Raw genomic sequence first — 14,063 nt, 5'->3', positions numbered from 1 at the left:
CGATCGTCTCCTCGATGGATGCGAATACGGGCCGGACGGGAAACGCGACGCCGACGTTCAGCCGCGCCGAGCGGATTCGCCCTTCACGCCGACCATCAGCGCCACGCCGCTCGCGACCAGCAGCGCGGCCAGCAGATACACGGCGAGATCCATGCTGCCCGTGCGCGTGCGGATCATCCCGATCACCCACGGGCTGACGATGCCGCTTGTGATCCCGATGCTGCTGATCAACGCGATCCCGGCCGCGGCCGCGTTGCCGGACAGGTAGCGGGTCGGCACGGCCCAGAAGATCGGCAGCGCGGCGAAGATCAGCGTCGCCGCGATCGACAGGCACGCGAGCATCGCCGCGAAGCTGTGCAGGTGCAGCGTCAGGGCCGCGAGCGCGAGGCCGCCGCCGATCGTGCAGCACGCGAAGTGCTTGCGGCGCTCGCCGGTGCGGTCCGAGCGGCGCGCGATCAGCACCAGCCCCACCGCGCCCACCGCGTTCGGCACGACCGTGTAGAGGCTCACGGCCACGACGTCGGTCACGCCGAAGTCGCGGATCATCAGCGGCATCCAGAAGTTGAGCGTCAGCGATGCGCAGGTCAGCGAGAAATAGATGAACGCGAACAGGTACACGCGCGGATTCGCGAGCGCGGCCAGCACGCTGCGCCCGTCGTGTGCATTGCCGTGTGTGCGGCCTTCGGCGCACAGCGCGGCGACGCGCGCCTTTTCGTCGGCCGTGAGCCACGTCGCGTCCCGCGGCCGGTCGACGAGGAGCGTGAACGCGGCGAATGCGAGCAGGATCGCCGGCGCACCTTCGATCGCGAACATCCACTGCCAGCCGTGCAGCCCGAGCACGCCGCTCATGTCGCGCATGATCCAGCCGGACAGCAGCCCGCCGAGCACGCCGGCCACCGCGACGCCCGCGAAGAACACGGAGATCGCGGCCGCACGCCGGTTCGCGGGGAACCAGTAGGTCAGGTACAGCACGATGCCGGGGAAGAAGCCGGCCTCGAACACGCCGAGCAGGAAGCGCAGCACGTAGAAATGCGACGGCTGCGACACGAACATCATCCCGGTCGACGCGAGGCCCCACAGCAGCATGATCCGCGTGAACGTGCGGCGCGCGCCGAACCGCGCGAGCAGCATGTTGCTCGGCACTTCGCAGAACACGTAGCCGACGTAGAACACCGCGGCGCCGAGGCCGTACATCGCATCGCTGAAGCCGAGATCGTGCTTCATCTGCAACTGCGCGAAGCCGATGTTGATGCGGTCGAGAAACGACACGACGTAGCAGAGGAACAGGAACGGAACGATCCGCCACGCGATCTTGCGGAACAGCAGCGCATCGCCGGATGCGGATGCGGAAGTCGGCGCCGAAGCGCTCGCGTGCGCGAGCGTCGCTTCGGCGGGAAGCGATTGGGGCATGTCTCTCTCCAAACGGGCCGCGCGATATCGAGCGCGCGGCAGTCTCCGAGGGCGTGCGTGCGCCCTGCTTTCTTGTGAGACCGGATACGGCTGCCGGCGCCGCGGCGCGATGCCGCCGCGGATGCCGCAACCCTCAGTGAAACGGCGGGACGATCATGCGAACGCCGCCCCGCTACCGCGTGCCATTCACTCCTGCAGCGCGGCCCACATGTCCTTGTCGCGCTGCGCGGTCCAGATGCGCGGATGCGCGATGCCGCTCGCTTCGTCGAACGCGCGCGACACGTCGAACGGCAAACAGTGCTCGTAGATGAACACGTGGCCGAACTTCGGGTCCATCGCCTCGCGCGTGAGCGCCATCGCCGCCTTCAGGTCGAGATTGCGCTCGACGGCCTTGCGGCCCTGCGCGAGCAGCGTCGTGACGAAATCCTTCGTGTAGTCGAGGCCCTTGTTCACGTCGGCCGGATTCAGCAGCGCGGGGCCGCGGCCCGGCACGAGCTTCTCGGCGCCAAGCGCGCGCAGCGCCTCGAGCGTGGCCGGCCACTGTTCGAGCTGCGCGTCGCCGCAATAGCAGGCCGCGTCGTATTCGACGAGGTCGCCCGAGAACAGCACCTTCTGCGACGGCAGCCACACGATCGTGTCGCCCTTCGTGTGGCCCGAGCCGACGTGCATGATCTTCACTTCGAGCTTGCCGAGGAACAGCGTGATCTCGCGCTCGAACACGAGCGTCGGCCAGGTCAGGCCCGGCACCGTCTCGACGCCGGCGAACAGGCGCGGGAAGCGCTCGATCTCCGACTTCATGTCCGCCTCGCCGCGCTCGACGATCATCTCGTACGTGCCGCGGCTCGCGATCACGTGCTGCGCGCCTTCGTCGAAGTACGCGGACGCGCCGAGCACGCGCACCGCATGGTAGTGCGACAGCACGACGTGCTTGATCGGCTTGTCGGTCACGCTGCGGATCTTCGCGATCAGGTCCTGCGCCATCGCGGGCGTCGCGGTCGTGTCGACGATCAGCACGCTGTCGTCGCCGATGATCACGCCCGAGTTCGGGTCGCCTTCGGCTGTGTATGCGTACGCGTTCTCGGACAGCTTCGTCCAGGTGACTTTCTTCTCTTCCAGATCGGCTTGGGAGGCGAATGCTTTGGCCATTGTGCGTTCCGTGGCTGCGAGCCATGTGTTGAGGGGAATGGGCCGATCATCTGCTTGCGCCCAATATTTGTCAATGGCAAATACGCTTGTTATTGTCTAATACGGGTAAACCTCCGGGCTGGCGCTGAAAACGGCGTCGGATACCATGCGGGGTTTCGTCAAACGGAAGAATCATCGCGTGCAGAACCACGAAGTCAGCGCGGACGACGCGCCGCCCAAGGCGCAACGCGGCATCCAGAGTGTCGAGGTCGGCGGCCGGCTGCTCGACGCGTTCGCGCGCCGGCGCAAGCCGCTCGGGCTGTCGGAGCTGGCCGCGGCGGCGGACCTCTCCACCGCGCAGGCGCACACCTATCTCGTGAGCCTGACGCGGCTCGCGCTGGTGAAGCGCGATGCGATCACCGGCGACTACGAGCCGGGCCCGCTGTCGCTGCGGCTCGGGCTGATGTCGATCGAGCGCCAGCCGGCCTACCGCGCGACGCTGCCGCATGCGGCGCGGCTGGCGGAAACGGTCGGCCTGAGCGTCGCGCTGTCGGTGCCGGGCGTGCTCGGCCCGACGATCGTGCGCATCGAGCACGGCGGCTATCCGCTGCACGTGAACCTGCACGTCGGTTCGGTGATGTCGCTCGACACCACGGCGACCGGCCGGGTGTTCCGCGCGTTCGGCGACGCCGCGCAAATCAACGCGATGGCGGCCAGCCAGGCCGGCGCGGGCGAGACGCTCGCCGGCGCCGAACGCGCGTCACGCGCGCCGGACCCCGACGCGCAACACGTCGACTTCGACGCGATCCGCGCGCGCGGCATCGAACGCAGCATCGACCGGCCGAGCCCGGGCGTCAGCGGGATGTGCGTGCCCGTCCTCGATGCGCACGGGCGCCTGCAGCTCGCGTTGACGGTCATCGGGTCGACGGGCTCGATCGATGTCGACTGGAACGGCCCGATCGCCGCGGCGTTGCGCGACGCGGCGCGGCAGGCCACCGCGTCGCTCGGCGCGGTGCGTGCGGAACCGGCGCCCGCACCGGCGTCGGGTCCCGCGCGCGTACCGCCGGCGCTGGCCGACGACGCGAAGGCGCAGCGCGGGATCAATGCGCTCGACAGCACCGGCGACCTGCTGCTCGCGCTGGTGTCGACGGGCCGCGCGCTGCCGCTGCGCGATCTCGCGACGGCGGCCGGCATGCCTGCGGCGAAGGCGTTTCCGCATCTGGTCAGCCTGCAGAAGATCGGCCTGCTGAGCCGCGACGAAGCCGGTTGCTTCGACGGCGGCCCGCTCGCGCAGGCGCTCGGCCTGATTGCGATGCAGCGCGTGTCGCCGACGCGCGACGCAGAAGCCGAGATCGTCGCGCTCGCCGGCGCGACCGACATGAGCGTGGCCGCCGCGACGCTCGGGCCGCTCGGGCCGACCGTGATCCGACTGGAAGAATCGGCGCGGCCGCAGCACGTGAGCCTGCAGGTCGGCACCGTGATGTCGCTCGTCAATACGGCGATCGGGCGGATTTTCGCGTCCGGCATGTCCGACGACGTGCTGGCCGACCTGCTGGCCAACGAGCCCGTGCGCCTCGCTGGCGCGCCTGCCGTGCCGGACGACGCGGCCTTCCGCGCGCGGCTCGCGGCGATTCGCGCGGACGAACTCGATTTCGCGTTCGACGCGCCGGTGCCGGGCATCGGGACGATCGCCGCGCCGGTGTTCGATCACACCGGCAGCATCCGCCTCGTGATCGCGATCATCGGTTCGTCGCGCGGCTTCCCGCGCGAGCCGGAGAGCGAACTGGCGCTAGCGCTGCGCGCCGCGACGCGGCGACTGTCCTGGCGCTTCGGGTGGATCGGCCGGTAGCCACACCCTTCTCCCCACGTACCTTCGACTCCCTTTCTGTCTGCCCGCGAGGCCGCGCGGGCTGCCTCGTCACGCGTGCCCGACGAGCGCGGACAGCCAATATTCATGTTGCGCGGCAGCAACATCAATTGTCAGTAATTCTCATATAACGAAATCGCATTTCACAAAGCGGGGCCGTTTCGCTATGATTAGGGTTATCCCTAACTCGCCACCTATATGGGGCTTCGTCATGCAAACGTCTAATGTCTCCGATCGTTCCACCCAATCCACTGGCTGGCTCGCACGTGTTGGCGAGCTGCTGGCAGAAGCCTGGGCACTGCACCTCGAGAACTGCGAAGTCATCGCTGAAGCACACGCGCGCCTGCCGCGCTGAGCGAATCGCCGGTCGCCTGATGCGCCGGCGCTGACGCGCGCCGCGAGCGGCTGTTGCGCCGGGCACGCGACGGGTGCGCCGGTCGGATAGCAAGAGGCCGGGCCCGGCCGAATGCGCTCGGCGCGTGGCGAGCGTTTCAAGATCGTATCGCGGCCGTGTTTCAGGCCGATGCCGGCGCGGATGCGTACGTATCGGCGCGGATCACTTGCTGCAAGCCGGTTGCCTCGGTGAGAAGCCATTCTCCTCCGACGGGCGATTAACACCGGCCATCCCGGACGGAAGATTCATCCGTTTTTGTGGCTCTGCGGGCAGCCCCCCCGGTGAGCCTTTCCTTTCGGCCGTTCGCCGGTCACGTCCGCGTCGGCGCCTCGTCGCATGCACCGCCGTTTCGTTTCAACGCCGGTCGCGCTCGCATTTCCCTTGCGTTACACCTGAATCGAAGGCACGTCCTTCATGCATCGCAGCGCGAACATCGAGCGGCTGTGGCGAATACTCGAGATCCGGTACAGCTTTTCGCGCAGGAAGCGCTCGTAGCCGGCCGTGCCGTCCACCGCGACCTTGATCCAGTAGTCGTACTCGCCCGACACCAGATACGCCTCGAGCACCTCGGGCAGCGCCGCCAGTTCGGCGCCGAAGCGCGCCAGCGCGTCGTCTTCATGGCGATCGAGCGTGACTTCGAGAATCACGATATCCGCATAGCCGAGCTTGCGCTGGTTGACCAGCGCGACATAGCCGTCGATGTACCCGTCGAGTTCGAGTTGCCGCGTGCGGTTCCAGCAGGCGGTGGTCGACATGCCGATCTGTTCGGCCAGTTCGGCGTTCGACAGACGCGCATTTTTCTGCAATGCGCCGAGGATCTTGCGGTCCTGATTGTCGAGCGTTTTCGGCGTGCGTTCGCGGGTAGCCATGATGAGAAGAATCTTCTACTGAAAAACGTGATTCTATCTGAACGACATTCCGGTTTCAGATCCGTTTTGCTGGAAAACAGGAAGCCTTTTAACCGGCCTGCTTGATACATTTTCTTCATGCCTGCTGCCCGGCACGCTCCCCGCGATCACCCGTCGCAGCGGGACGCACGACCGCAATCACGAGTTGCGGGGCCGGCCGGCAGGCATGCGATTCCCCGCCGCCCGCACGCCTATCCGACCGCGTGCGGGGCCGGTGCCTGCTTCCTCGTTCCTGCCCGTCCGTCATGTCGTTCAAGCTTTATCTGTCGTTCCTCGCTGCTTCCGTCGTCCTCATCTACGCACCCGGCCCCGTCAACCTGCTCACGATGAACCAGGCGCTGCGCACCGGCTGGCGCCGTGCGCTGCCGTGCGTCTGGGGCGGCACGCTCGCCGTGCTGCTGCAACTCGCATTGACCGCGCTGTGCCTGAACTCGCTGGTCCACCTCGACGAACACGCGCTGACCGTGCTGCGCTGGGCCGGCGCCGCGTATCTCGTCTGGCTCGGCGGCAAGCAATGGCTGAGCCGCGCGCCGGCCGGCGCAGCCGCGGCGCCGGCCGATACCGGCACCGACACCGCGGCAAGCGCCGCGCCGGACACCGACACCCGGCGCGCATTGTTCTGGCGCGGCGTCGCGACTTCCGGTCTGAATCCGAAGACGCTGCTGTTCTTTCCGTCGTTCTTTCCACAGTTCATCAGCCCGACTGCCGACTGGAGCCTGAACCTTCAATATCTGCTGCTCGCCGCGACGTTCGCCCTGCTGTTCGCGGGCGGCGTCGCATCGATGGCGCTGTTCTCGCACCGGCTGAGCCGCGCGTTGCAGCGGCCCGCGCGGATGCGTGCGATGAACCGCGTGACGGGCGGGCTGCTCGTCGGGATGGGCGCGATCATGGTCGGCTGGAACTGAAGAAAACACAAATTCTCTGATCAACATGTCAACCGAAACCGCTTCGCCCAGATAAACCGATATTCTTAAGAAAATTTTATCAAAACACATACTTACTTTCTTTTTTTCTCAATCAAATGCACTTCAACCTTAAACCCCATCCTTCCTATGCGCTCCGCGATCGGCTGAAAGCTTACTTTGCTAAAAAATGGCAAATCCAATCCCTTTGACCTCGCCTTTTTTGATACATATGCAGTTCGCATAATTCCATAAACAACGGAATAACTAGCAGTCACGGGCTGATCCCCTTTTCTGGGCAAGAGCTTCACAAATCCAGCTCGACCGTACTTGATTTGGCGAATCTGCACATTATCTCTTAATTGCTGACGAAACTCACCATCACTAACCAAACACTCAGCCGATACCAAGCCTTGATTCCAAAGATGACTAATTGGAGCAGAATCATGCCCATCTTTCAAATGAATAAATTGTCTGCTTTTAGAAAAAAAATCACAAGGCTCAAGATTTGCGCCAGATGCATTTAATGGAGACAATTTAACCTGATCCAAATTCAACAACTCCTTACGGGCATTCAATTCACCAATAAAATCCCTTTCATTAACTGAATTTGTTGATTTTACAAATGGTTTTTTTGATAAATATTTTTCAAAATTCAAAACAACTCGTGCATAATACCCGCTATCAATTCGATACCATGATCCAGCAAAGAGTACATAAGTTGCACCCCCATATTTTGCTTCAAATATAAAGCAGTCATATAACCGCTGACGCTGACGCTTATCCCCCTCCCCATTGACAATTACACGAATTTCGTGACTAGCCTTCAATTCTGACATATCAGCGATATCCGCCATACGTCCAGATCGAAGCTCCGAAACATAGTCTTCAATTTCAACATCCGGATATGTCGCCTTGCTCCCTGATCTAAGTCCACTCCCATAATATCCAATTTCAAATGCATCCTCTGGGTTAATCATCTCGGGAATCGCAATATGAAGACTTGACGACCTTCCATCAACCATCGACTTTAATGAATCAAAAACCTTCTTATCGAGAACCTTTACAACACTTTGGCGATTTTCCGGAACGATATAATCAATAAATTTAAAATCTCTCTCGTAATGCTTTTCACAATATAAATCAAATGCCTCCCTACACTTCTCGGCAATCTTAGCAGGATCTATTTTTGCCGTGAGAGACAAAGCATCCTTCCCAACTAGCGCGCGAGCAAACTCTCTATCAGTAGGGGCTCCGCCAGCCAGCCTCAACAAGTCACTCTGCTCATCGATACCAAAGTCGCGCAGATCAGATTTTCTACTTGCCTGAATTCTCTTCTGAATAAGAGTAGTATCCAATTGAGCGACATCCACATTGCGCAAATCACTTCGAGCCACCGCATTGAGCGTCACACGCAATCCGAAATTTTTAACGTAAGAATCCGGATTAAGGAAAAGATGACCACTACCAAATGTTATCGCAAAAAATCGTTTACTCATTCGCAGATCAGAGGGGGTAACCTCCAAAAACAGGACCGCCGAGCAGTGACGATTGGTCAAATCCGGGAGATCTTCTATAGAAAATTCGCGGACAATTTTGACCCAGCTTGGCGGGGCATCTTCGGACTGCGCCGTGTACAGATATCCACCCTCGCTTTCTCGCTCAATCATTGTGTGCCCCGAGCGCAAGCCATCTTTGACAGAAGCCCCTTTGTTCATTAAACGAATCGAAAGGGTACTGGATCGCCCACTTAACTTACTGGTCTCTTCGCTCTTCTTTTTCATTTTACAATCCAAAATTTTATGTGACTCTCATCATCCGAACCGAAATCAGGACATTGAGATGAAACTCCATTCTATGTCAAAAAAGGCAAATCGAAATCGGACGGATCGAGCTGTGATTTCTTGAACCGAATTGCCCGTCGCTCCTTGCAACGAGAGGATACTAGGCGCCAGTGCGATTTAACTTCGCTCAACTCCGTTAAAGAGAGTCGCCCGGATTCTGTTCGTGGTCAGTTCGAAGGTACCTTCACGCGTGAACGCGCCTTTTCCCTCTGGCGAGCCCTTGGAACTGCCAAGGACGAGTCGGCTACCTACTCTGCTTACGTGAATAGCCTAGAGTGGGCCAGTACAATCGCGCGATGCCCGAATTGCTCACTTACGGCGGCCTGTTCGCCGTGTCGATGGTCGCCGCGACCCTGTTTCCGCTCCAGTCCGAGGCCGTGCTCGCCGGCCTGCTGCTCGCCGGCCGCGAACCCGTGTGGGCGCTGGTGCTCGTCGCGAGCGTCGGCAATGTCGCCGGCTCGGCGATCAACTGGGCGCTCGGACGCGGCATCGAGCACTTTCGCGAGCGCCGCTGGTTTCCGGTCAGGCCGTCGGCGCTGGCGCGCGCCGAGGGCTGGTATGCGCGCTACGGCCGCTGGTCGCTGCTGCTGAGCTGGGCGCCGGTGATCGGCGATCCGCTGACGATGATCGCCGGCGTGCTGCGCGAACCGCTGCCGACCTTTCTCGTCATCGTGACGATCGCCAAGGTCGGCCGCTATCTGGCCGTCGCGTGGCTCGTCACCCACTGACCTCCGCTTTCCCTTCGCCCGCCTGCCGGTTCGCGATTCGCGACAGCCGCTAAAGATTTCGCGAAAGTTGCCGTATTAACGGGTCCACGAGCGGTGACGCGTGCGTTCCGCCCCCTCTCACTCCCACTCAGGATGTTCCATGAGACTGACCCAATTGGGCCGGGTGAGCGTCGGCGCGCGTCTGGCCGCGCTCGCGTGCACGCTCGTCGCCCTGCTGTTTACCGTGTTCGCATGGACGCTCGCCCATTTCGCCGGCCAGCAGCTCGCCGAAGAAGCGCATCTGCGGATCGACGACAGGGAGCAGTCGATTCGCGCGATGGTCGACCTGTTCGACAAGGCGCTGACCGCCGAAGCCAACCGCTCGATGTCGCTGTTCGCGAGCTTCCTGCCGGCCGATTTCTCGCTCGACCCGGCACGCACCGTCGATATCGGCGGCGTCGCCGCGCCGACCCTCTTCGCGGGCGGCCAGCCGCTCGACCTCGATTACTCGATTCCCGATCAGTTCCTGAAGAAAAGCGGTGCGATCGCGACGATCTTCGCGCGCGACGGCGACGATTTCGTGCGCATCACGACGTCGCTGAAGAAGCAGGACGGCGCGCGCGCCGTCGGCACGAAGCTCGACCGGGCGGGCCCCGCGTATGCGCCGCTGGTCGCGGGGCGCAGCTATACGGGCCTCGCGAAGCTGTTCGGCCGAACGTACATCACGCAGTACAAGCCGGTGACCGACGCGACCGGCCGCGTGATCGGCGCGCTGTTCGTCGGCCTCGACATCGGCGCCGAGCTCAAGCTCGTCCAAGACGGCATCCGCTCGCTGAAGATCGGCGACAACGGCTACTACTTCGTGCTCGATGCGTCGCAAGGCCCGTCGCGCGGCACCTTCGTCGTGCATCCCGACGCGGCGGGCCAGCCGGCCGACAACACACGCGCGCCCTACGCGCAGATGCTCGCGACGGCCCAAGGCCGGCTCGCGTACACGTCGACCGACCCGGCCGCGCACGACCGCGGGCCGACCGCGAAAGTCGTGTCCTTCACGACGATTCCGCAGTGGCAATGGCTCGTCGGCGGCATCGCGCTCGACGACGAACTGCTCGCCACGATGCGCGCCACCCGCAACCGCTTCCTGATGATCGGCGCCGTGCTCGTCGCGGCGTTCGCGACGCTGTTCGTAATCGTCGTGCGTCGCGTCGTGAGCCGGCCGCTGGAAGCCGCCGCCCGCGCGTCGGAGCGCTATGCGGCGGGCGATCTCAGCGTGCGGATCCGCGACGGCGCGAACGTGCCCGACCGCGCGGGCAACGACGAGATCGGCCGTCTCGTGCAGGCGGTCGACGGAATCGGCGACGGCCTTGCGCGCATCGTCGCGCAGGTGCGCAACAGCGCGGCCGACATCGCGCACGGCACGGTCGGCATCGCGGCCGGCAGCGGCGACATCGCCGCGCGGATCGCGACGCAGGCGAGCAGCGTCGAACAGACGGCCGCGAGCATGGAACAGATCACCGCCGCCGTGCAGCAGAGCGCCGAGCATGCGGCACAAGCCAACGCGCTGGTCGCGGACGCATCGGCCGCCGCGACGAACGGCGACGCCGCGGTGCAGCGCGTGGTCGCGACGATGGACGACATCGGCCGCGCGACGCGTCGGATCGCCGAGATCACGGGTGCGATCGAAGGCATCGCGTTCCAGACCAACATCCTCGCGCTGAACGCGGCGGTCGAGGCCGCCCGCGCCGGCGAGCACGGCAAGGGCTTCGCGGTGGTCGCGGCCGAGGTGCGCGCGCTGGCGCAGCGCAGCGCGGCCGCGGTCAAGGAGATCGACGCGCTGAGCGCCGAATCGTCGACGACCGTCGAACAGGGTTACCGGATCGCGGACGCCGCACGCGGCACGATGCGCGACATCGTCGCGCGGGTCGACCAGGTCCGCACGCTGATCGGCGAGATCAGCGCCGCGTCGCGCGAACAATCGACCGGGATCGAGCAGGTGAACCTGGCCGTCACGCAGATCGGCGAAGCGACGCAGCAGAATGCGACGCTGATCTCCGATGCCGAGCGCGCGGCCGTCGCGTTGCGCGACCAGGCCGCTCAGCTGTCGGACGCCGTCAGCGTGTTCCGGCTCGAACGCAGCGCGTGACGCACGACCGATGATCAACCTGGGCCGGGCGGCTCGCTTACTTCTTGTCGCCCGCCAGGTCGATCGCCTTGTCCGAGCCGACCGCATGGCGCAACTGGAACTTCTGGATCTTGCCGGTCGACGTCTTCGGCAGCTCGCCGAAGCGCACGACCTTCGGCACCTTGAAGCCCGCGAGCAGTTGCCGGCAGTGCGCGACGATCTCCGCCTCGGTCGCGCTCGCGCCTTCGCGCAGCTCGACGAACGCGCACGGCACCTCGCCCCACTTCGGGTCGGGCATCGCGACGACGGCCGCGACCGCCACCGCCGGATGCCGGTACAGCGCGTCCTCGACCTCGATGCTCGAGATGTTCTCGCCGCCGGAGATGATGATGTCCTTCTTGCGATCCTTGATCCGGATATAGCCGTCCGGCATCAGCACCGCGAGATCGCCCGTATGGAACCAGCCGCCGTGGAACGCTTCGTCGGTCGCCTTCGGATTCTTCAGGTAGCCCTTCATGCAGATGTTGCCGCGGAACATGATCTCGCCGAGCGTCTCGCCGTCGGCCGGCACCTGCGTCATCGTGTCGGGATCGAGCACCGTCGCGCCCGCTTCGAGGTGGTAGCGCACGCCCTGGCGCGCATTGAGCCGCGCGCGTTCCTCGTCGGACGCGGTTTCCCAGTGCGCCTGCTTCGCGCAGACGGTCGCCGGGCCGTAGACCTCGGTCAGCCCGTACACGTGCAGCAGGTCGAAGCCGATCTCCTTCATCTTCGCGATCACGGCCGGCGCGGGCGCCGCGCCCGCGACCATCGCGTGCACCGTATGGTCGATCCCCGCGCGCAACTCGGCCGGCGCGTTCGCGATCGCGCTCTGCACGATCGGCGCGCCGCAGTAATGCGTGACGCGCTCGCGGCGGATCAGGTCGAACACGGTCTTCGCGTCGAACTTGCGCAGGCACACGTTCACGCCCCCGCGCGCCGCGACGGCCCACGGGAAACACCAGCCGTTGCAGTGGAACATCGGCAGCGTCCACAGATACACCGCGTGCTTCGGCATGTCCCATTCGAGGATGTTGCTGATCGCCGCGAGATACGCGCCGCGATGATGGTAGACGACGCCCTTCGGGTCGCCGGTCGTGCCCGACGTGTAGTTCAGCGCGATCGCCTCCCATTCGTCGGCGGGCGGCGTCCATGCGTAGTCGGGGTCGCCGCCGGCCACGAATGTCTCGTAGTCGGTCGCGTCCGCGAAACGGTCGGGGTCGGCCGGCATCGCGTCGGCCACGCTGACGATCTTCAGGCCCGGCACCTCGAGCGCCGCGCGATGCGCGACCTCCGCGTATTCGGTGTCGACGATCAGCACCTTCGCCTCGCCGTGACGCAGCATGAACAGCACCGACGACACGTCGAGCCGCGTGTTGATCGTGTTCAGCACGGCGCCGGCCATCGGCACGCCGAAGTGCGCCTCGACCATCGCCGGGATGTTCGGCAGCAGTACCGCGACCGTGTCGCCGCGGCCGACGCCGGCCTGCGCGAGCGCGCTCGCCAGCTGCTTCGCGCGCGTGCAGGTCTCGCCCCACGTGCGCCGCACGTCGCCGTGCACGATCGCGAGGCGCTCGCCGTAGACTTCGGCCGCGCGGATCAGGAAATCGATCGGGGTGAGCGGTACGTAATTGGCATCGCGGCGGCCGAGCCCGGCCTCGAACATCTGCGTCATGATCCTGTCTCCCGTGTTCTGTCCACCGGGATGCGTGCACCCCGGATCGTCTTGATGTGGTTCAATTGCCGACAGCCTAACGGGCGCTATTGTGAGCCGTCTGTCATCGAAACGACAGAGTGCCGCTCGAGCGCTGCGCGTTATCCCTATCCTCGCAAACCCGCACCCATGCACGACCATCCCGACGCGGCCGCCCAGCCGGCCGACACGCTCCCCGAACCGGGCCCGGTGCCGCCGCTCGCGACGCTGTTCGGCCAGTGCGCGTGGTTCCGCACGCTGGCGCCCGAACACCAGGCGCTCGTGCTCGCCCAATCGCACGTCGAACAGTGCGACGCCGGCGACGTGATCGCGCACCGGCTCGCGCCGTCCGAATACTGGATCGGCGTCCATCAAGGGCTGCTGAAGCTCGCGATCTTCAACGTGTCCGGACGCGGCTGCACGTTTTCCGGCGTGCCGTCGGGCGGCTGGTTCGGCGAAGGCAGCGTGATCAAGCGCGAGCTGCGCAAGTACGAGGTCGTCGCGATCCAGCGCTCGACCGTGCTGTTCGTGCCGGTCGACACGTTCCATGCGCTGCTCGACACGAGCCTGCCGTTCACGCGCTTCGTGATTCATCAGCTGAACAACCGGATGGGCGAATTCATCGCGTCGATCCAGAACAGCCGGCTGCTCGACGTCGACGCGCGCGTCGCGCAGGCGCTCGCGCAGCTCTTCAACCCCGCGCTGTATCCGGATACCGGCCCGTCGCTGTCGATCTCGCAGGAGGAACTGGGGATGCTCGTCGGCGTGTCGCGCCAGCGGATCAACCAGGCGCTGCAGCAGCTCGAGAAGCTCGGCGCGCTGCGGCTCGCGTACAACCAGATCGAGGTCGTCGAGCTCGACGCGCTCGCGCGCTTCGGCATGGAGCAGCTGTGAGCGCCGCCCGATGCGCGAAACCGTCGCCATCTCGCCCGCGCATTCCGTCTGCGGAATCGGCCGACGGCCGGCGCGCCCCAACCTGACGATTCCGCCAGTTTCGCGACAGTAACCCGTTGCGGGCCGACGCCTATCATTCGGGTTCCCTTCACCGCCGCCCG

Annotated in this window: 10 protein-coding genes; 5 read left to right on the top strand and 5 right to left on the bottom strand. The window is 64.5% G+C overall.

All coding sequences use genetic code 11. The features are described 5' to 3' along the window. Window positions 1-57: 57 nt before the first annotated feature. A complete protein-coding gene (locus tag A9Z05_RS00930) occupies window positions 58-1,410 on the bottom strand; it encodes an MFS transporter (RefSeq protein WP_069616495.1) in 1,353 nt (450 codons plus the stop codon). 186 nt (window positions 1,411-1,596) lie between these two features. Beyond that, window positions 1,597-2,556 carry an MBL fold metallo-hydrolase gene (locus A9Z05_RS00925; RefSeq protein WP_069616494.1) on the bottom strand — a complete coding sequence of 320 codons (960 nt, stop codon included), beginning with the start codon at window positions 2,554-2,556 and terminating at the stop codon, window positions 1,597-1,599. 178 nt (window positions 2,557-2,734) lie between these two features. Between A9Z05_RS00925 and A9Z05_RS00920 the strand changes: the two genes are divergently transcribed. After that, window positions 2,735-4,384, top strand: a complete 1,650-nt coding sequence (locus tag A9Z05_RS00920) for an IclR family transcriptional regulator (protein ID WP_069616596.1) — start codon at window positions 2,735-2,737, stop codon at window positions 4,382-4,384. Window positions 4,385-5,182: 798 nt separating this feature from the next. Here A9Z05_RS00920 and A9Z05_RS00915 read toward each other — a convergent pair. Then, window positions 5,183-5,665 (bottom strand): Lrp/AsnC family transcriptional regulator, encoded by a 483-nt coding sequence (locus A9Z05_RS00915; protein WP_006479115.1) that lies wholly within the window; start codon window positions 5,663-5,665, stop codon window positions 5,183-5,185. Between the two features lie 284 nt (window positions 5,666-5,949). Here A9Z05_RS00915 and A9Z05_RS00910 point away from each other — a divergent pair, with 284 nt between their 5' ends. After that, the gene (locus tag A9Z05_RS00910) at window positions 5,950-6,609 is read left to right on the top strand and encodes a LysE family translocator (protein WP_069616493.1); all 660 of its coding nucleotides are present in this window, start codon (window positions 5,950-5,952) and stop codon (window positions 6,607-6,609) included. A gap of 92 nt (window positions 6,610-6,701) precedes the next feature. On the opposite strand, the gene A9Z05_RS33825 is transcribed toward A9Z05_RS00910, so the two are convergent. After that, window positions 6,702-8,390 carry a DUF6119 family protein gene (locus tag A9Z05_RS33825; protein WP_176730123.1) on the bottom strand — a complete coding sequence of 563 codons (1,689 nt, stop codon included), beginning with the start codon at window positions 8,388-8,390 and terminating at the stop codon, window positions 6,702-6,704. 356 nt (window positions 8,391-8,746) lie between these two features. On the opposite strand from A9Z05_RS33825, the gene A9Z05_RS00905 reads away from it, so the two are divergent. Further along, complete coding sequence (locus A9Z05_RS00905) at window positions 8,747-9,178, top strand: YqaA family protein (RefSeq protein WP_069616595.1); 432 nt, start codon at window positions 8,747-8,749, stop codon at window positions 9,176-9,178. Window positions 9,179-9,317: 139 nt separating this feature from the next. Then, entirely contained in the window at window positions 9,318-11,300 is a 1,983-nt protein-coding gene (locus A9Z05_RS00900) for a methyl-accepting chemotaxis protein (RefSeq protein ID WP_069616492.1), read from the top strand. Window positions 11,301-11,337: 37 nt separating this feature from the next. Here the strand turns inward: A9Z05_RS00900 and A9Z05_RS00895 are convergent, their stop codons facing one another. After that, window positions 11,338-12,990 carry an acyl-CoA synthetase gene (locus A9Z05_RS00895; protein WP_069616491.1) on the bottom strand — a complete coding sequence of 551 codons (1,653 nt, stop codon included), beginning with the start codon at window positions 12,988-12,990 and terminating at the stop codon, window positions 11,338-11,340. 168 nt (window positions 12,991-13,158) lie between these two features. Between A9Z05_RS00895 and A9Z05_RS00890 the strand changes: the two genes are divergently transcribed. Beyond that, a complete protein-coding gene (locus tag A9Z05_RS00890; RefSeq protein WP_069616490.1) occupies window positions 13,159-13,902 on the top strand; it encodes a Crp/Fnr family transcriptional regulator in 744 nt (247 codons plus the stop codon). Window positions 13,903-14,063 lie beyond the last annotated feature (161 nt).

Source organism: Burkholderia sp. A2 (assembly GCF_001729305.1).
GTDB classification, from domain to species: domain Bacteria; phylum Pseudomonadota; class Gammaproteobacteria; order Burkholderiales; family Burkholderiaceae; genus Burkholderia; species Burkholderia sola.
This window is presented reverse-complemented; position numbering and strand designations above follow the sequence as displayed.

Excerpts from the sequence above, each read along its gene's own strand:
- A9Z05_RS00930 (WP_069616495.1), bottom strand. The coding sequence starts at position 1,410 with ATGCCCCAATCGCTTCCCGCCGAAGCGACGCTCGCGCACGCGAGCGCT.
- A9Z05_RS00925 (WP_069616494.1), bottom strand. The coding sequence starts at position 2,556 with ATGGCCAAAGCATTCGCCTCCCAAGCCGATCTGGAAGAGAAGAAAGTC.
- A9Z05_RS00915 (WP_006479115.1), bottom strand. The coding sequence starts at position 5,665 with ATGGCTACCCGCGAACGCACGCCGAAAACGCTCGACAATCAGGACCGC.
- A9Z05_RS00910 (WP_069616493.1), top strand. The coding sequence starts at position 5,950 with ATGTCGTTCAAGCTTTATCTGTCGTTCCTCGCTGCTTCCGTCGTCCTC.
- A9Z05_RS33825 (WP_176730123.1), bottom strand. The coding sequence starts at position 8,390 with ATGAAAAAGAAGAGCGAAGAGACCAGTAAGTTAAGTGGGCGATCCAGT.
- A9Z05_RS00905 (WP_069616595.1), top strand. The coding sequence starts at position 8,747 with ATGCCCGAATTGCTCACTTACGGCGGCCTGTTCGCCGTGTCGATGGTC.
- A9Z05_RS00900 (WP_069616492.1), top strand. The coding sequence starts at position 9,318 with ATGAGACTGACCCAATTGGGCCGGGTGAGCGTCGGCGCGCGTCTGGCC.
- A9Z05_RS00895 (WP_069616491.1), bottom strand. The coding sequence starts at position 12,990 with ATGACGCAGATGTTCGAGGCCGGGCTCGGCCGCCGCGATGCCAATTAC.
- A9Z05_RS00890 (WP_069616490.1), top strand. The coding sequence starts at position 13,159 with ATGCACGACCATCCCGACGCGGCCGCCCAGCCGGCCGACACGCTCCCC.